The organism is Microbulbifer sp. YPW16, assembly GCF_021290385.1.
Classification (GTDB): Bacteria; Pseudomonadota; Gammaproteobacteria; order Pseudomonadales; family Cellvibrionaceae; genus Microbulbifer; species Microbulbifer zhoushanensis.
In genome coordinates this window covers 3,354,421-3,372,011 of sequence record NZ_CP089928.1, presented here as the reverse complement: position 1 = coordinate 3,372,011, position 17,591 = coordinate 3,354,421, and the positions used below count along the sequence as shown (strand labels likewise).

Below are 17,591 nucleotides of genomic sequence, written 5' to 3'. Positions count from 1 at the left end.
TTCTAAAAGAAAGGCAATGCGTTCTCGGGGCTGACTCTCTGCCACCAGGAATCGCGCTGTGTGGCTTCCCCTCCCCCACGAAACTCGAATTGCGCTTTACCCCCGGAAATAGCGCGCAACTTCCGCGCATAGGCCTTTTCTGCACCAGGGTTTTCCGCCAACAGGAATGCCTGGGTAAAGTGCTCCCGGGAACCGTTAACATCCCCCAGGCGCAGACTGGTCAGGGCCATGAGAAAGTGGAAACGGTGATCTTCCTCATGCTTCCAGAGGGCTCTTTTAAGCTGGTGATGCGCCTGCTCATACTCTCCCTCTTCATAAGCTGAGCGAGCCTTCTGGTAGAGATAATAGGGATTGCGCTCCCGGTGGTAGCGGGCACTACGGGCATAGGCGTCGGCCAGCTGCGTGCGCCCGCCAGCACGGTAAAGGCGTTCCAGGTTACTGATGGCCACCAGGTGCCCTGCATCCAGCACCAACGCCTGGCGATAGCTGTTCTCCGCCTCGGTCCTCTGCCCCGCGCGGCTATACAGCGCCCCCATGTTCGACCACAGGTCACCACTTCCCGGCTGCAGGTCGATTGCCTTGCGCAGGTGCAGGAAAGCGAGTTCGATGTTGCCCTGCTGCATCAGCTCAATGCCACGGTTGCTGTAATACTGGGCGAAGGCTTCGCGGTCAGTCAGGCGGCGCTGGTCGTAAACCGGGTCATAGGCCTCCAGGTTGAAATCCACGACCCGCCGACCACGCCGGCTTTCCGAAACCATGTTGATATGGCGGTAGACCACGAAGGTCTGGTCTTCCGCGCTGTCCCAGACCGGCGGCACATCCACCTCGTTGAAGTAGGCATCGGCCCCCAGCTCCCGGCTCATCGCCACCATCATCAGGGTAAAGGCGAGGCAATTACCACGCTGCTGGTGGTAGGTATCGCTTGCCGTCAGGGTGCTGTTCGCGTCGTACTGTACGGCGAACTCCTGCTGCTCGAAGGCGCGGATCAGCGCCGCCAGGCGACTGTCCGGACGCGCCCCCGGGGCGATTCCGGACAGGTAATCATGCATTTCAGGGGACAGTGCCAGCAGGTCCTGGTCTGGCAGCCGGCTCGTGCTGACCGGCCGGCCAAGGATGCTCTCTCCGGAGAGGATTCCGGTGATATTTGCAGGCGGCTCGGGCTCTGGCAGGCTGGCACAGCCCGCGAGAGTCACCAGCGCCAGGAGGATCAGTGGGGTTCTCATTGTCATTTTCCCCTGTCAAAAAGCTGTCACACAGCATTTAACACCAAATTTCCCCTGTTTGAATACCCGAATACCAAAATGGGCGGTTTCAATTGCAACGAGTCGCCTGCCTAACAGACTGCTGTTAAACTGCGATGGCTTGTTTTGGAAGTCCCCGTGACACTCGCTGTCCACGCCGCCGGCGCCACAGGATAGCCATTGGTCCCGCGGGGCTGCCGATAACCACTGCAGACTGAGGAGTACCATGCATTCACCAGTAGCTGTCGCAAACGCGACCGGTGCTGACGAGACAGTCGGCTACTACCGGCGGTCCGCATTGGCCAGCTCCCGGATCCTGCCACTCGATAACTGGCAACCGGCCCGGTTTGACACCGGCCCCGGGTCTCACGCCTAAAGCTATAACAACTGGAATTTCAGGTTATGTCGTCCAACACACACCAGAACAGCGATGGCTTTTTCGGCCATCCGAAAGGGCTCTCGACCCTGTTCTTTACCGAAATGTGGGAGCGCATGAGTTATTACGGTATGCGCGCCCTGCTCGTACTGTTCATGACCGCGAGCCTGCAGGAAGAGGGCCTTGCCTTCACCGTGGCAGCCGCAACCGCCATCTACGGCCTGTACACCGGCGCGGTTTACTTCCTGGGTCTTCCGGGAGGCTGGATCGCCGACCGCCTGCTGGGCGGACAGAGAACGGTCTGGTATGGCGGCATCATCATTATGTGTGGCCATATCGTGCTGGCCATCCCCAGCGACAGCACTTTCTTTATTGGCCTGATCCTGGTGGCCTCCGGCACCGGCCTGCTGAAGCCCAACATCAGCGCCCTGGTCGGTCACCTGTACGCCTCCGATGATGTCCGTCGCGACAGCGGCTATGCCCTCTACTACATGGGTATCAATATCGGTTCCGTGCTGGGCTACATGATCTGCGGCTACTTCGGTGAAAAAGTGGGCTGGCACTGGGGCTTCGGTGCTGCCGCTGTGGGTATGGCTGTAGGCCTGATCCAATACCGCAAGACTATCGGCAACCTGGGTGATGCGAGCCTGAAGCCTGAGCATCCCATGACTACCGAGGGTGCCAAGAAGGCCTGGAGCACCATCTGGGCGGTTGTCGCCGCGGTAGTGGTCGTCACAGCCCTGACCATGACCGGCGCCATCACCATCAACCCGGTAGCCGTGGCCCAGTACGTGGCTGTGGCCTTCACCCTGATCTTCTTCGCCTACTATGCCTACATTTACTTCGGTGGTGGCCTGAGCGAGACCGAGAAGAAGCGCATGTGGGCCCTGTTCCTGGTGTGTGTAGCCTCGGCCTGCTTCTGGTCCGGCTTTGAGCAGGCGGGCTCTTCCCTGAACCTGTTTGGCCGTGACTACACCGACCGCATGATCGGCGCCTTCGAGATCCCGGCGTCCTGGTTCCAGAACGTCAACCCGATGTTCATCATCATCCTGTCGCCCTTCTTCGCCGCCCTGTGGATCAACCTGGGCAAGCGCATGATCACACCGTCCTACGGCATGAAGTGCGCCATCGGCCTGATGATCATGGCCAGCGGCTTTATCGTTATGTTCTTTGCCGCCCAGTATGCGGCCGAGGGCCTGAAAGTGGCGCCTTACTGGCTGGTAACCACTTACTTCCTGCATACGGTCGGTGAGCTGTGCCTGAGCCCGGTAGCCCTGAGCGCCGTCAGCAAGCTGTCACCGCGCCGCTTCGCCGGCCAGATGATGGGTGTGTTCGTACTCACCTACTCTATCGGTAACATCATCGCCGGCCTGCTCGCGGGTAATTTCGACCCCAACAACGTCTCCGAACTGCCTAACCTGTACCTGCAGATCGCAGTATTCAGCATCGGCATCGGTGCCGTGATCGCACTGATCAGCCTGAAGTCCAAGAAGTGGGAGGGACACAGCGAGGTATCCCAGCCGGTCGAGCCGGCCGAGACCGCCGCCAGAACCACTTCCTGACCCGGATTCCGGGCAAGGGCGACATTCGCTCGCTCCACACTATCAAGGGCCGCTGGAAACAGCGGCCCTTTTTTATGGCCGGCCTACGACGATGCCCCCCGGAACGGCATCCCCATCCAGTCCCAGCCCAGCCAGGCTTCGTGGTATTGGGAAGCGGGAAGCCGGTTCGGGCCCCTTTCGACAATGTAGCGGGGAGGCGGTCGAGATGCGCCAACAACGAGGAAGACTGAGATCAAGCGTGGCGAATAGGGCGCAATAAGCACAGCGGATTGCGCCGCCTGGGGCACCTTGTGGCGCGACGGTCGCGGCCAGCGGCCGCTCCTACCTAAGATTGAGGGGAGACTATTATCACCCCAGCAAAAGGGACCGGTTGAGCCAGATAAACCGCAGCCCGATCACGAACAGCAGGCCACCGAAGCAGTTCTTGAGCAGGGGCGGGGATAGCCGGTGGGCCAGCAGCGCACCGAAGCGAGCGAAAATTGCGCTGGCCATAACGATACCCAGGAAGGCCGGCCAGTAGATATAGCCGGTGCTCCAGTCCGGCAGCAGCGGGTCCGACCATCCCTGGACGGCAAAACTGATTGCACCCGCCACCGCGATAGGCAGCCCGCAGGCCGCAGAGGTAGCCACGGCGCGCTGGATCTGCACATGGCAGCGGGACAGGAACGGCACGGTGAGTGAGCCACCACCAATGCCGAAGATCGCCGACGCCCAGCCAATCACACCCCCTGCCCCACTGAGTGCCACGGCCCCCGGCAACTTCCCGCCGTCCTCCGGCAAAGGCACCGAGCGCAGGCCATCCAGCCACATTTTGCAGGCGATGGCCACGGCAAACACGCCGATCAGCATCTGCAGCCAGGCGCCCGGCAAGAGGTGAGCTGTCACACCGCCGAGCCAGGACCCCAGCAGGATGCCCGGCGCCATCAACCGGAAAACCCGCCAGTCCACCGCCCCCTTCAGGTGGTGCGTGCGGATCGAGCTGACAGAGGTGATGACGATAGTGGCCAGGGAGGTGGCCACTGCCATATGGGTAAGGATTTCCGGGGAGAGTTCCTGTGCCGTAAATACCAGCACCAGGGCCGGGACAATGATAAGTCCACCACCGACGCCGAACAGGCCCGCAATGGTGCCGGCCACCGCGCCCACGGCGAGATATACCAGGAGTGTTTCCATTACTGCTCTCCCCCTTGAATTCCTTGTCCCCCGGCTGGCGGCAGCAGCCAGTCACGGCGAGCGAATAATAGACTTGCCCGGGTGCCTGGATCCAGGCAATGCGGGCGAGCACCAGGTTCGCCCCTACAGCCACCGGTCGTGGTTACCAGAAACGGCAACCAGGTACCTAGCGGTTGATTTCCAGCCAGTCGAAGCCCTGTTGCTGGCAGGCGAAAATACAGTTGTCGACCTGCTCCGCGGGCCCCGACAGCGCAGTCCGCGCCAGCTCGACGGTATTGTTCTTTTCACTGATATGGGCCACCACCAGGTGCTGTAGTTGCTCGTGGCCGACGCGCTGCAGGAACCCGGCCGCCTGCTGGTTGCTGAGGTGGCCGTAGGCTCCGCCGACACGCCGCTTCAGCGAGGGCGGATAGGGACCCTGGGCCAGCATCAGGGGGTCGTGGTTGGCTTCCAGCACCAGGGCATCGCAGCCACTGTAGTGCTCCTCGACATGCGGGGTGACGGTGCCCAGGTCGGTAAGCAGGCCCAGGCTGCGGCCGTCGCGGCGGAACACGAACTGTGCCGCCTCCCGGGCATCGTGTGGCACAGCCACCGGGGTGACCTGGATATCGGCCACCGCGAATGGCTTGTGCCCCTCTATCAGGTGCACCTGTGGCAGCTTGCCAATATCCCTGGCCCGCAGGGTGCCCGGCGTCAGGTAGACGGGGAGCTTGTATTTACGGGCCAGCGGTGCCACCCCGGAGAGGTGGTCGCTGTGCTCATGGGTGACGAGAATCGCCGACAGGTCTGCCGGGGACATGCCGAGCCGCGCCATGCGTCGCTCGGTTTCCTTGATGGTAAAACCACAGTCCACCAACAGGCAGTGGTCGCCACTGGCGACCAGCGTGCCGTTGCCCTTGCTGCCGCTCCCCAGGGAGGCAAAACGAAGAGACGGACCGGCTGACATAAGCCGGGCCCTAAATCAGGTTCTGGCGAATTGCCATCAACAGGTCAGACGCCCGCCCACGCTTGAGGGGCTTGCCACTGGTGTCCCGTACCCGCACTTCCACCGCATCCGGCGTGCTGCGCACGACGACGATATAGCCCGGAATATCCGCACCGGTGGCGCCGCCCAGGCCAGACATTCCGCCGAACAGGGCCGGGTCAGTGGTCGGGTCTACATTGCCCAGCACCTGCGGCAGGGTGACCTTGGACGCTGACTGCGCAAGCTTGTCCTCGTCGTCGGAAGAGCCCCAGGAGAACCAGCCGCCGTCTTCCTCCTCAGTGAGCTCGCGATCCTGATCGAAAGTCACATAGAAAATCCGGCGATCCTCATCTTCGAGATGCAGGCGGTAAGCACCGGAGTTCAGGGCATGGGCGACAGTGGCCCAGGCCCGGTCCATCGACAGGTCCAGGGACAGGAAGGGATCGCGTCGGGCCGGCTCGCGCAGCTGTACCTTGACGCTGCCGCCACCGATGGCCTGTGCCACCAGCGATGCCGCGGCACCGGAAGCCTCTGCGGCGAGAGCCGTGGACATCTCGTCGATCATCCAGCCCTCGCGCTCGGGGCTGGTGGACTGCTCCGGCCAGGCAATTTCGTTGCGCGGGTCATCCCTGGGCAGGGAGTAATGCCGTACATGGATCTCAGTGGTATCCGGCTGCACACCGGATTCCACCCGCAGGCGGTACTTGTCCTTGGTTTCCGGGCTTTCGCGGAAACTGAGCCAGGTGGTCTCCATGATCCCGGCGTTGGCATCGGAACTGGCCAGCTGCAGGCCAGAAGTACGCAAGAAGTAGTGCAGTTGGGGCCAGACCTCTTCCGGGGGCTGGGACACCAGGACCCAGCGCCGGCTACCCAGTTTCTGGATCTTGACCCGGTCCAGGCCGACATTGACCGACAGCGCCTGCGGTCGTGGCACCTCGAACTCGTCCACCTCCACATCACTGCTGCTGATCTGCGGAACCTCGTACAGTTCCTCCTGCTGCTTCGGCGCCACACCCTCGGGCATGCGCAGGGGCGGCAGGCTGTCAGCCATCTGATAGTCATCGCTGCGATCGCGGAAGTAACCGTCGTCGCCGAAAATCCCGCAACCCGAAAGCGCCACGCTGGCGATACACAGCGCAGCTCCGGCAGTCAGTCTTGTCATTATTGGTTCCTATGCATTAAAGCTTGTTACGCCGGCCGCCCGGTGGCCACCGGAGATTGTCCGGGCCCCAGGCTCAGAGTACCCCGGCACTGCGCAGGGCCTCGCGCACAGCGGCGTGGTGTTCCGGTGAGAGCGGCGTCAGGGGCAGGCGAATGCCGCTGTCGATCCGCCCCATTTCCCGCAGGGCCCATTTCACCGGGATCGGGTTCGACTCCAGGAACAGCGCCTTGTGCAGCACCTGGATGCGCTGGTCGATGGCTCGGGCCTTCTCGGCATCGCCCTGCAGTGCCGCCTCGCACACCTGGGACACCGCGGCCGGGGCCACGTTCGCAGTCACACTCACATTGCCATGACCGCCAGCCAGCATCAGGTCGAGCGCCGTGGCATCGTCCCCGGAATAGATGGCGAAATCCTCCGGCAGTATCTCCAGCAGCTCGCGGGCGCGGTCGATGTCGCCCGTGGCCTCCTTGATACCCACGATATTACTGATCGAGGCCAGCCGGCGCACGGTTTCCGGCTTCATATCCACCGCCGTACGGCCCGGCACATTGTAGAGAATCTGTGGAATCGCCACGGCCTTGGCAATGGCCTTGTAATGCAGGACCAGGCCCTCCTGGGTGGGCTTGTTGTAGTAAGGGGTCACCAGCAGGCAGGCATCGGCACCGCACTTGGCGGCATTCTCGGTCAGCTCAATGGCCTCGGTCACCGAATTGGCGCCAGTACCGGCAATCACCGGAATACGGCCCGCCACCTGGTCCACCACGCGGCGGATGACCTCCAGGTGCTCATTGACACTCAGGGTGGCTGACTCACCGGTGGTGCCCACAGCGACGATCGCGCGGGTGCCCTGCTCTATATGCCACTCCACCAGGTTGTGCAGACTGTCCCAGTCCAGGCCACCGTCTGCATACATCGGGGTGGCCAGGGCCACCATACTGCCGGAAAACATCCTAACTCCTTAAATTCTGCCCCGTTTGCGCGCGGGAAGGGCACCGCAAAGAAACCGGTATGTTACTGATGGCGCCCGGCGGATGCCAGAGCCGGGCGACCGGGGATTAACGGCGCTCGCGGCGCCGCTTCTTCTTGCGCCTGCGAACCCCGTCATAGATGCCGGGCTCTCCCGGCGGGCGTGTCTTGAACCGCCGGTGTACCCACATGTACTGCTCCGGCAGCTCGCGCATGCGCGCTTCCACGAACTGATTGACCAGTGTCGCGTCCCGCAGTTCGTCGCCGGAGGGGATTTCTGCAATCGGCGGATACACTTTGACCGCGTAGCCGGCGCCATTATCCAGCCGCCGGACAATATAGGGCACTACCTGGGCCCGTCCCACCCGCGCAAAGCGCGAAGTGCCCGTGACGGTGGCGGCCGGCTGGCCGAACAGCGGGGCAAACACGCCCTGCTTGATGCCGTAATCCTGGTCCGGTGCATACCAGACTGCCCTTCCGCGCTTCAGTGCCCGCAGCATGCCGCGCACATCCTTGCGCTGGAACACCTCGGAATCCGCACCATGGCGCTCGCGCCCCTTGCGCTGCATATAGTCGTACACCGGGTTCTTGTGCGGCCGGTACATGCCATCCACCGGGTGGCACAGGGACATGAACTGGGCACCGATCTCCAGGGTGGTGAAGTGCATGGCCAGCATCACCACACCCTGCCCCCGCTGCGCGGGTCCCTGCAGGTGCTCCAGCCCCTCGATGGTAAAACGCCGGCGCAGCCAGTCGCTGCTGCGGAACCAGGCCATGCCGGTTTCCATCAGCGCGATACCGTTGGACTCAAAGTTGCGCCTCAGCAGGGAAGCCCGTTCTTCAGCCGACAATTCCGGGAAACACAATGCCAGGTTGCGCTCGGCAATCAGGCGCCGGCTGGGCGCGAGTCGCAGCATCGCGCGGCCCAGCACGCGGCCGCAGGCCAGCTGCCAGCGATAGGGCAGCTGCGCCACCAGGAACCAGAGTCCGAACAGCAGCCAGGTAGGCCAGTAACGCGGGTGCAACAGGGCCGCGCGAAAATGCGGTTTTTCCATGGGTCAGGGAGTGTACTCGCCGCCAGGTGGTAGAAAGCGGCGCATTATAGCGGATAACCGGCGACTGTTGCGCCGCCGGGTGCCGGGAATTCACCCGGATTGCGGGGGCTGCTCCTGGTGCCGCCTGGCGCGCAGCTGGCGCAGGGCATACAGGGCGAGAAAGCCGTACATGCCCATCATCGAAACCATATAGGCGATAGCGGCACCGCTGGCCTCCAGCCCCGGGACCAGTATCACCAGCAACAGCAACTGGATTACCGCACAGGCAGTGAGGGCCGCGAAGGTAATGCGGTGGTGGCGCTGGTACTTGAGGTAGGTCGGGGCCACCCCCAGCCAGACCGTGGCGGCAGTACTCAGCGCCAGCAGGCGGAAGGCGGCCCTTCCCTCCTCCACGAACTGCGGGCGGAACAGGCGCAACAGGTCATCGGTAAACAGGAAGGCGCCCAGCAGGAATACCACCAGCACCGGCACCAGCCACAGCAGCCGCTGGCGCCGGCAGCGGTCGACCCCGGTGTAATCGCCCCGCTCCATCAGGACTGAGAGTTCCCGCGCGTAAACCCGGTTGGTGGCCACTGCCAGCACCGCCGCCACGCCGGCCATCGACATGGCCGCGGCGTATGCCCCCGTTGCCGCGGCAGAGGGCTGCAGCCAGTCCAGCAGTATCACCGCCATATGCGCCACCGCCCCCATGGCCAGGCGATAGAGCCAGAAGGGCATGGCCGCAGCGCGCCACCCGGGCCGCGGCACACCCCGGGCCAGGGCCCGGCGCGGCCCGGACCAGGCACGCTGCACCCGGGCCACCACAGCCAGCAGTGCCACCAGCCATCCCACGCCCCAGCAGGCAATGCCCACCGCGCCGCTCAGGGGCAGCCGGAGCAAAATTGCACCGCCGAGGGCCAGCAGCGCCACCGCCGGGGGCAAGAGCAGGGTCAGGAAGGCCGCCCGCGCACAATCGCCGGTGGCGCTCAGTACCGCGCCCAGGAAACAGACCAGCACCCCCAGCGGCACCCCCGCGCAGGCCAGGTAAACCGCATACAGGGTGCCCGGCGGGAATTCGCGCACATACCGCGCCCAGAGCGCCCCGGCGAGGCCCACCACCAGCGCACCGACGAGAACCCGCCTAAGCGCAAAGACAACGTAATCCGCCGCCAGCTGCCAGTCACCCCGATCGAACTTACCGGGCAGCAATCGCAATGCATACTTGTCCAGCCCCTGCGCGGCAATGGCCACCATCAACAGGAACAGGGCCGCCGCCACCACATAGGCTTCGAAGTCCGCGACAGACAGGTTGCGTGCCATCGCAACGGACAGCGCGAAAATCACCAGCTGGCCGGTTACGCCCACCGTTACCAGCCGTCCAACTTCGGAATAATGTTGGCGCGCGGAACTTTGCAAATCCGAATCCATTCATGACGTGGAACTTAGGGCGACATAATCACGCTGGGGTTCAGGAAAACCGGAATGTTTGTGCCAGATTTTAGCCTGAAGGCCGCTCGGCCCGATGCTTCATAATTCTAGAGGAAGGGTTGTCATGCCTGTCAGTCGCAGGGACTTTCTTCGCACCGGTGGCGCCGCCCTACTCTTCCCGGCACTCGGCAGCATGTTCCCGGAACAGGGCCTGGCCGCATCCATCAGGAGAGCCCAGGGCCCGGGCAGCTCCCCATTTGATATCGACGAGGCATTCTCCCGCTTTATGCAGGAACTGGGTCGCAGTCCTGCTGACGGCGGCGGCGAGGTGACCTTTACCGGCCGCGACCCGATTCTGCGCAGCCATTTCCGTATCGGCACCTGTATGGCCCTGCCGGCCATGGCCGCGGCAGTGGGGGCCGCAGCCATCTGGAAACAACGCACCGGTGAGGGCCAGGACCTGAAAGTGGACCTGCGGGAATCCATCTACAACATCAACCCCATCATGACGCTGGTGATGCGCCAGCGCCAGAAGAATGGTGACCTGGCTGCCGATGACCCAGTTGCCAATGGTTTTTCCTTCGTGCCGACCGTGAACGGGCTCTGGTACCAGGCGCCTCTTGGCCCCGGCAACCCGATGTCATTTGTGCCGTTCGAGACCCGAGACGGTCGCTTTATGAATATCACCGGCGTCTACCCGCACCTCTACCATCGCGCCCTCAATCTGCTCGGGGCAGAACCAAACCGGAAGTCTATTGCCGGGGCTGTAAAGCGGCGCGACGGGGAGGAGCTGGAGCAGGCCCTGGCAGACGGCGGCGCGGTAGGTGCAATGCACCGCACTACCGGGGAGTGGCTTGCGCATCCCGAGGGCAAATACCTGGCCGGGCGGCCTCTGATCGAAATTGTTAAGGTCGGTGAATCGGAACCGGAACCTTTCCGTGAAAACCCGGCACAACCCCTCTCCGGCGTCCGCTGCCTGTCTCTCACCCACGTGATCGCGGGGACCTGTGCCGCCCGCACACTGGCCGAACAGGGGGCAGAGGTATTGCATATTGCCCGCGATCAATCTTTCGAGCATGAAATACTGATTACCGACGTTAACGTCGGCATGCGCTCTGCCTGGCTCGACCTGCGGAACCGGGAACAGAACGCAACCTTGACGGGGCTGGTCCCCGGTGCCGATGTCTTTATCGAGGGATTCCGCGGGCGCTCCATCGCCAACCTGGGTTTCAGCGTCGAGAAAGTGGCGGAGAAGCGCCCGGGCATCATCTACCTGTCGCTGCGCGGGTACAGCTGGGACGGCCCCTGGAAAGATAGGGCCGCTTTCGACATGGAGGCGGTGACCGTCACCGGCTACACCATGGCCGAAGGGGGCGGGAAAGCGCCACAGTTCCCCCCTACCCTGGTGCTGAACGATTATATCGCGGGCTACCTGGGCGCCGCCGGTGTCACCGAAGCGCTGCGACGCCGCGCCGAATCCGGTGGCAGTTACCACGTGCGCGTCAGTCTGTCCCGGGCCGCCATGTGGTACCAGAGCCTGGGCATGTTCCCGGACAAGGAATTCGATGCCAGCGCGCCGGAGCACCGTATGCAGGCACCGGAAACGTTAACCGCTGCCTCGTCTTACGGCGAGGTATACCGGCTCGCGCCGCAGGTGAAGTTTTCAAAAACACCGGGGCGGTGGCGCGAGCCGCTGGTGAGCGTCCGCGGCAGCGACCTGCCCCGGTGGCAGGAGTGACAGTGCCTGCTCCGGCCCGCCGAATTGCCTTGTGGATATGGCTGCTGCCGGCCTTTGCCAGTGCCCAGGGCACTCCCCCGCCGCCAGGTCCCGACACCGGCTATTACCAGGACAGCACCACCGGTACCTATACAGAGGAGGTGCCAGATCTCCTCGACGGGACCCTGTCAGCCGGCGGTGACCTGGAGGAGATCGATCGCCCCAGGGGCGGGCGTTTTCGCTTTCCCAGCGGCCTGCAGAACTGGCTGCAGCGCAAGGAACGCTGGCGCGAGGAATACGGGTTTTCCATTGGCGGCTCCTACCAGGTTCTGGGGCAGCGCTACTCGGACAGCCTGGTTGATGAAGAGAACTCCGTCGGCCAGAAATTCACCCTGAACCTGGGCCTGGAGCTGGCCAACCGGGGCCAGCCGAATTCACTGGAATTCGATATGGCCATCGAGGACCGACGCCCCCTGGAAACGGAACTGCCGCCGTTGCAGGCGGGTATTGCCGCCGGTTCGATTGTCCCCACCGCCGCCACCTGGGGCGAATTCGACCTGGGCATTACCCAGGCATACCTGCGCCAGGACCTCGCCGACAACCGTTTCCAGTGGACTGTTGGAAAGGTGTTTGCACCGAACTACATCAATGCCTACCCGTTCTTTGATGACAACCGGCAGTTCCTCAGCCAGACGTTTTCTACCAGCCCCACTATTGCATCGCCTTTGCGGGGGTTCGGTGCGGTTGCCGCCGCCTACCCCTATGGCTATGACAACCTGTACTTCCTGGGCGGGGTTTACACAGCCCGCAGTGATGACACCGGTTTTACCGCCGATGATTTCTTCAGTGAGAATGAGCGCTTTTACCATATCCAGGTCGGCCGCAGTGCACTGGCCGGTAGCGGCACCCCTATCCAGGCCCGCGGGCCCATGGATACCGACAACCTCAGCATTGACTTCTGGTACCGCAATTCCCTGGAGGACGGCAGCCCCCGCGCCTATGGAATGGCGTTCAACTGGAACATGCTGATTAATGGGAACCTGATGCCATTTCTGCGCGGTGGCTGGTCAAACGGCTGGTTTGTCGATCGCAACCTGACCGCCGGCGTGGGCTGGCGGCCCTGTGCCGAATATTCAGACCTGTTCGGCATCGGTGTGGGCTGGGCGCGCCCTGACAATGAATTCCTCGACAGCCAGACCACTGCCGAGGTTTTTTACCGTTATCATGTGACACCTCAGTTTGCGATCACGCCCAATGCCCAGGTAATTTTCGATCCCTCCCTGAACCCGGCTGAAGACAGCCTGTGGACAATGGGCCTGCGATTCAGGATCGCGTTCTGAGGTCTATGCCCGTGCCTGAAAAATTCACGGCAACAACGGTTGCGGAAAAGAGTGAATCACGGGCGTGCTGCCCGGCGACATTACTGGCCGGCAATGCGTCGCCCGGGCAGGGGCGGCAGGCCCAGCGGATGCCACTGAATCATGCCCGGGCCTTTCTTCGTCAGTGACGCAGCAGCGTATCCAGCTCGTCCACCACTTCACACCAGTCGGAATCGTCCTCAATCGCCTGCTCCAGGAAACGGCGCTGGTTGTCAGACCAGAACGGCGCCCTGGCGAGTTTTTCATCCCCGGAAAGATGATGGCGCGCCAGGAATTCATCGATAGCCGCATCCTCGGACGCGAGTCCCAACTGTGCGAACAGGTCATTGAGGTTGTGATGAGTCGAAGTATCCATTGTTGCTCCGTCGTTGTTGCTCCGTCTGTTGAAGTTCGCGGGCGCCAAAGAAAACGCCACTAGCGATCCCAGCATCGGGAAGTTCCCTGAGTATAGTGCCGTCAGGCCCGCGAAGCCCGGCGCAGCACGGTGTAACTACTGGTCATCTCCGCGCCGGGCACCGGCAGGCTGACACAGTGTGCCATCAAAACTGGTACTCACGTTGACTTGGGTACGGACAGTTTATTTTTCAATACTTTTTGAATTACCGCCCCATTGATTGCGCCAGTCTTGACCCAGCTCACAAATTTGGTCGCCCACTGGTCTCACTTTGACGCTCGGCATCTCCCCGACAGGGGAGTAGACTGATAGTCTCGAAGCGCTGTAATAATAAAAATAGTTTTCTCAATAAAAATGCATAAAGAGGACAGACCTATGGAAAGGTACCAATTCAAGAAAACCCCAATCGCACTCTGCCTGTCGGCACTTGTGTTCAGCGCACCGACACTGGCGCAATCGAACCCGACCAGCGGCGACGCCGATATCGCTGAGCGGGAAATGGAGCTGGTGGAGGTCACCGGCTCCCATATCAAGCGGGCGCAACTGGACGGGCCATCCCCCGTAGCCAGCCTCAATGCCGAGGATATTGCCGCCACCGGTGTCACCGACCTGATCGGCCTTTTTAGCAAGCTGCCCATCTCTGGCCAGGGGACCTTCTCTACCCAGGCCAACAGCAGTGACGATACCGCCAACGGAGGCTCCAGTGTCTCACTGCGTGGGCTGGGTGCCGACTCCACCCTGATCCTCGTTAACGGCCGCCGGGTATCGGTGAGCCCGTTTGCCAAGAATATCGATACCGCGTTTGTGGATATCAACAATATTCCGCTTGCCGCCATCGAGCGCGTCGATGTGCTCAAGGACGGTGCCTCGGCCACTTATGGCTCCGATGCTATCGCCGGCGTAATCAATATTATCCTGCGCGATGATTTCGACGGTGTGGAACTGTCCGGCAAGGTGGGGGGAACCTCCGCCGGCGGCGGCAGTGAGAGCAACCTGAGCATGGTATGGGGTAACGTCACCGAGAACAGCAGCCACACCTTTATCGTGGATTATTTCAACCGTGAGGAAACCCTCTACGCCGACCGGGATTACTCCCGCTCCGCCAACCAGTCGGCGCTGCGCCCGAACGACCCTTTCGCCACCGACTTCCGCAGTTCCTCGGGCATTCCCGGCACCATCGAGCTGGCCTCTGACCCCACGGTGCGCGTGCCGGACACCTTCGGAAACGACGTCTGCGCCCCCGAGGATATCGACGCGGCCAACAACCTGTGCCGTTACGATTACGCGCCGTTTATGAGCATGATCCCTTCCACCGAACGCGTGAGCTTCAATTACCTGGGCCGCTATGATATCTCCGATAGTGTCGAGGCCTTTGCAGAAATCAATGGCCAGAACTCGAAGACCACCGTACAGGGTGCAGGCAGCCCGAGCTTTGAGGAGCTGTTCATGGCAGGGGACAACCCCAACCATCCCTTTGCCGATATGCCCACCAGCCAGTTCTACCAGCAGGACCTGACCATGCGCCGGCGCACGGTGGATATCGGCAATCGCCTCAAGGAGGTTGAATCGGATTACTTCCGCAGTGTTGTCGGGCTGGAGGGAGACCTGGGAGACTGGACCTGGGAGGCGGCCTACAGCTATATCAAGAGTGACGCCGTGGAGCGCGGCGTGGACGGCTACCCGAATGCGCGCCGAACCCAGGAAGCCATCGACAGCGGCCTGTGGGATCCATTTGAGCCCTCCTCCAACTCCGCCGAGGCGCTCGCCTATATCGAGACCACCACTACCCGGGTAGGTAAATCCACCACCCGCTCATATGACGGCCAGGTGTCCGGTCCCATCCTCGCCATGCCCAGCGGCGACCTGATGCTGGCACTGGGGGCCGAGCACCGCCAGGACTCCATCAGTGACAACCCGGATGACCAGTTCCTGCGCGGCGACATCTTCGGTACCGAGGCCACCCAGGCCAACGGCAGCCGGGACAACACCGCTGTTTTCGCCGAACTGGCAGTGCCGGTACTGGATACGCTCGAAGTGCAAGTGGCAGCGCGCCACGAGGACTACAGTGACTTTGGCACCACTACCGATCCCAAGGTCTCCTTCCTGTGGTCGCCAATGGACACCATGTCCTTCCGCGGCTCCTGGGGCACCGCCTTCCGTGCACCGTCGCTGTCACAGCTGGGGCTGGGCCGTACCGATGAGTCCCCCAACCTGGTGGACAGCAGCCGCTGTGAGGCGGTGGGCAATATCAACAAGGCCTGTGAACCGCAGGAATATACCGCGGTATTTTCCGGCAACCCGGACCTGGGTCCGGAAGAGTCGGAGAGCTATAACCTGGGCATGATCGTCAACCTGGACGAAAAGCTGGTAATGACCCTGGATTACTACAACTACGATATCGAGAACATCATCGATTCCGATACCCAATATGTCTTCAGCAATTTCGGTAATGATCCCGGCGTGGTAGTGCGCCGCCCCACCGGCATACCCGGGGATCCCGGCGAGGTGGTGAACATCAATGATTCTTTCCAGAATCTCGGTGACCTGACCACCAACGGTATCGACCTGGACCTGCGCTATAACCTGGACACAGACTACGGCAGCTTCGGCTTCTCCTATGTCCTGAACTATATGCTGGAATACGAGGAACTGCGTCCGGCTGCCGATGGCGGCACCCGCATCAACCGTGAGGCGGGCGACTACGAGCTGCCGGAAATGCGCTGGACCACAGCAGTGGACTGGAGCCGCGACACCATGTCAGCCCGTGTTGCAGTAAACTTTATCGACAGCTTCGCCCAGGATGCGTCGGTTCAGCAGCCCGGGATGGGGGACGTGGACTCCATGACCACCGTGGATACCACCGTGAACTATTTCGGCTTTGACAGCATTACCGTGACCCTGGGCGTCACCAACCTTCTGGATGAGGAACCGCCCATGGACTATTCGGACTTTATGGGCTTCACGCCCAGCGTACACAGTGGCCAGGGGCGCTTTGCCTACCTCTCGTCCACCTATACCTTCTAGACCGGAACCTGGCCCGGCCTGAATACCGGGCAAAAGAAAAATCCCGCCCTGCCCTGAGGCAGTGGCGGGATTTTTTTGTTGGCTTCACCCCGTGGAAACCGGACAGAACTGTATCAGGGTGCGGGATTTGGGTTGTCGGCGTGGACCGCCTCTATCTGTTCCAGCAGGTCCTCAGCGAGCACCAGTTCTGCACTCTCGATATCGCTTCGCAGCTGCGCCATGGTGGTTGCGCCGATAATATTCGAGGTAACAAACGGCTGCCGGTTAACAAATGCCAGCGCCATCTGTGCCGGGTCCAGCCCCGCTTCCTGCGCCAGCGCCACATATTTTTCCGTCGCTGCCACGGCGCGGGGCCCGGTATAGCGCTGGAAGCGCTCGAACAGCGCCAGTCGTGCGCCGTCCGGCTTGCGGCCACCAAGATACTTGCCGGACAGGGCGCCGAAAGCCAGCGGTGAATAGGCCAGCAGCCCGCACTTTTCACGGATCGCCATCTCCGCGCAACCCACCTCAAAGGTACGGTTGAGCAGGTTGTAGGGGTTCTGGATACTGGCGATGCGGGGTTTGCCCGCTGCAGCGGACAACTTCAGGTACTCCATCATTCCCCATGGGGTCTCGTTGGAAATTCCGATATGGCGCACCTTGCCGGCCTTTACCAGTTCTTCCAGGGTATCCAGGGTCTCCGCAATTGCAATGCCGTCGTCATTGCCGTGCTCGTAGCCCAGGCGCCCAAAAAAGTTCGCCTGGCGCTCGGGCCAGTGCACCTGGTACAGGTCGATATAGTCGGTGCGCAGGCGCCGCAGGGACTCGTCACAGGCGGCGAGCACCTGCTCGCGACTGAGGCGCGGCCCGCCGCGCACATGCCCCACGCCGGAGTTCGACGCGCCGCGCCCGGTGACCTTACTCGCCAGGACAAAGCTGTCGCGGTTGCCGCGCGCCGCGATCCAGCTGCCGATATATTCCTCCGTGCGCCCGCAGGTTTCGGCGCGCGGCGGCACCGGGTACATCTCGGCGCAGTCGATAAAATTCACCCCGTTGGCGAGTGCGTAGTCCAGCTGTCCGTGGGCCTCGGCTTCGGTATTCTGCTCACCAAATGTCATGGTACCCAGGCAGATTTCACTGACCTGGATATCGGTGGTGCCGAGCTGGCGGTATTCCATGGGAGTGCTCCTGC

13 protein-coding genes are annotated in these 17,591 nt (G+C 62.2%); 4 read left to right on the top strand and 9 right to left on the bottom strand.

Going from position 1 to position 17,591, the window contains the following annotated elements; translation table 11 throughout:
* Window positions 1-2 precede the first annotated feature (2 nt).
* Window positions 3-1,223: a CDC27 family protein gene (locus tag LVE68_RS14645; RefSeq protein WP_232941178.1), complete on the bottom strand. Its 1,221-nt coding sequence runs from the start codon at window positions 1,221-1,223 to the stop codon at window positions 3-5.
* Window positions 1,224-1,643: 420 nt separating this feature from the next.
* On the opposite strand from LVE68_RS14645, the gene LVE68_RS14640 reads away from it, so the two are divergent.
* Entirely contained in the window at window positions 1,644-3,179 is a 1,536-nt protein-coding gene (locus LVE68_RS14640; RefSeq protein ID WP_232941177.1) for a peptide MFS transporter, read from the top strand.
* A gap of 348 nt (window positions 3,180-3,527) precedes the next feature.
* On the opposite strand, the gene LVE68_RS14635 is transcribed toward LVE68_RS14640, so the two are convergent.
* The 6 genes from LVE68_RS14635 to LVE68_RS14610 all read right to left on the bottom strand — a co-directional run bounded on the left by LVE68_RS14635 (window position 3,528) and on the right by LVE68_RS14610 (window position 9,894).
* Window positions 3,528-4,352 (bottom strand): sulfite exporter TauE/SafE family protein, encoded by an 825-nt coding sequence (locus LVE68_RS14635; protein ID WP_232941176.1) that lies wholly within the window; start codon window positions 4,350-4,352, stop codon window positions 3,528-3,530.
* Between the two features lie 166 nt (window positions 4,353-4,518).
* Window positions 4,519-5,298, bottom strand: a complete 780-nt coding sequence (locus LVE68_RS14630) for an MBL fold metallo-hydrolase (protein ID WP_232941175.1) — start codon at window positions 5,296-5,298, stop codon at window positions 4,519-4,521.
* A gap of 10 nt (window positions 5,299-5,308) precedes the next feature.
* The gene (gene bamC / locus LVE68_RS14625) at window positions 5,309-6,478 is read right to left on the bottom strand and encodes an outer membrane protein assembly factor BamC (RefSeq protein WP_232941174.1); all 1,170 of its coding nucleotides are present in this window, start codon (window positions 6,476-6,478) and stop codon (window positions 5,309-5,311) included.
* Between the two features lie 73 nt (window positions 6,479-6,551).
* Window positions 6,552-7,427 (bottom strand): 4-hydroxy-tetrahydrodipicolinate synthase, encoded by an 876-nt coding sequence (dapA, locus tag LVE68_RS14620; protein WP_232941173.1) that lies wholly within the window; start codon window positions 7,425-7,427, stop codon window positions 6,552-6,554.
* 106 nt (window positions 7,428-7,533) lie between these two features.
* On the bottom strand, window positions 7,534-8,499 hold the full coding sequence (lpxL, locus tag LVE68_RS14615) for an LpxL/LpxP family Kdo(2)-lipid IV(A) lauroyl/palmitoleoyl acyltransferase (RefSeq protein ID WP_232941172.1): 966 nt from the start codon (window positions 8,497-8,499) through the stop codon (window positions 7,534-7,536).
* 90 nt (window positions 8,500-8,589) lie between these two features.
* Window positions 8,590-9,894, bottom strand: a complete 1,305-nt coding sequence (locus LVE68_RS14610) for a polysaccharide biosynthesis C-terminal domain-containing protein (protein ID WP_232941171.1) — start codon at window positions 9,892-9,894, stop codon at window positions 8,590-8,592.
* Window positions 9,895-10,030: 136 nt separating this feature from the next.
* On the opposite strand from LVE68_RS14610, the gene LVE68_RS14605 reads away from it, so the two are divergent.
* Together LVE68_RS14605 and LVE68_RS14600 are read left to right on the top strand one after the other, a co-directional pair.
* Window positions 10,031-11,644, top strand: a complete 1,614-nt coding sequence (locus tag LVE68_RS14605; protein ID WP_232941170.1) for a CoA transferase — start codon at window positions 10,031-10,033, stop codon at window positions 11,642-11,644.
* 29 nt (window positions 11,645-11,673) lie between these two features.
* On the top strand, window positions 11,674-12,963 hold the full coding sequence (locus LVE68_RS14600) for a carbohydrate porin (RefSeq protein ID WP_232941169.1): 1,290 nt from the start codon (window positions 11,674-11,676) through the stop codon (window positions 12,961-12,963).
* A 160-nt stretch (window positions 12,964-13,123) separates the two neighbouring features.
* On the opposite strand, the gene LVE68_RS14595 is transcribed toward LVE68_RS14600, so the two are convergent.
* The gene (locus tag LVE68_RS14595) at window positions 13,124-13,357 is read right to left on the bottom strand and encodes a DUF2789 domain-containing protein (protein ID WP_232941168.1); all 234 of its coding nucleotides are present in this window, start codon (window positions 13,355-13,357) and stop codon (window positions 13,124-13,126) included.
* A 414-nt stretch (window positions 13,358-13,771) separates the two neighbouring features.
* Between LVE68_RS14595 and LVE68_RS14590 the strand changes: the two genes are divergently transcribed.
* Window positions 13,772-16,420 (top strand): TonB-dependent receptor plug domain-containing protein, encoded by a 2,649-nt coding sequence (locus tag LVE68_RS14590; RefSeq protein WP_232941167.1) that lies wholly within the window; start codon window positions 13,772-13,774, stop codon window positions 16,418-16,420.
* Window positions 16,421-16,533: 113 nt separating this feature from the next.
* Here the strand turns inward: LVE68_RS14590 and LVE68_RS14585 are convergent, their stop codons facing one another.
* Complete coding sequence (locus LVE68_RS14585) at window positions 16,534-17,577, bottom strand: NADP(H)-dependent aldo-keto reductase (RefSeq protein ID WP_232941166.1); 1,044 nt, start codon at window positions 17,575-17,577, stop codon at window positions 16,534-16,536.
* Between the last annotated feature and the right edge of the window lie 14 nt (window positions 17,578-17,591).

What these genes read in the sequence shown, in the direction of transcription:
- LVE68_RS14645 (WP_232941178.1), bottom strand. Translation starts at nt 1,223, where the DNA reads ATGAGAACCCCACTGATCCTCCTGGCGCTGGTGACTCTCGCGGGCTGT.
- LVE68_RS14590 (WP_232941167.1), top strand. Translation starts at nt 13,772, where the DNA reads ATGGAAAGGTACCAATTCAAGAAAACCCCAATCGCACTCTGCCTGTCG.
- LVE68_RS14585 (WP_232941166.1), bottom strand. Translation starts at nt 17,577, where the DNA reads ATGGAATACCGCCAGCTCGGCACCACCGATATCCAGGTCAGTGAAATC.
- LVE68_RS14630 (WP_232941175.1), bottom strand. Translation starts at nt 5,298, where the DNA reads ATGTCAGCCGGTCCGTCTCTTCGTTTTGCCTCCCTGGGGAGCGGCAGC.
- LVE68_RS14635 (WP_232941176.1), bottom strand. Translation starts at nt 4,352, where the DNA reads ATGGAAACACTCCTGGTATATCTCGCCGTGGGCGCGGTGGCCGGCACC.
- lpxL (WP_232941172.1), bottom strand. Translation starts at nt 8,499, where the DNA reads ATGGAAAAACCGCATTTTCGCGCGGCCCTGTTGCACCCGCGTTACTGG.
- LVE68_RS14640 (WP_232941177.1), top strand. Translation starts at nt 1,644, where the DNA reads ATGTCGTCCAACACACACCAGAACAGCGATGGCTTTTTCGGCCATCCG.
- bamC (WP_232941174.1), bottom strand. Translation starts at nt 6,478, where the DNA reads ATGACAAGACTGACTGCCGGAGCTGCGCTGTGTATCGCCAGCGTGGCG.
- LVE68_RS14605 (WP_232941170.1), top strand. Translation starts at nt 10,031, where the DNA reads ATGCCTGTCAGTCGCAGGGACTTTCTTCGCACCGGTGGCGCCGCCCTA.
- LVE68_RS14595 (WP_232941168.1), bottom strand. Translation starts at nt 13,357, where the DNA reads ATGGATACTTCGACTCATCACAACCTCAATGACCTGTTCGCACAGTTG.
- dapA (WP_232941173.1), bottom strand. Translation starts at nt 7,427, where the DNA reads ATGTTTTCCGGCAGTATGGTGGCCCTGGCCACCCCGATGTATGCAGAC.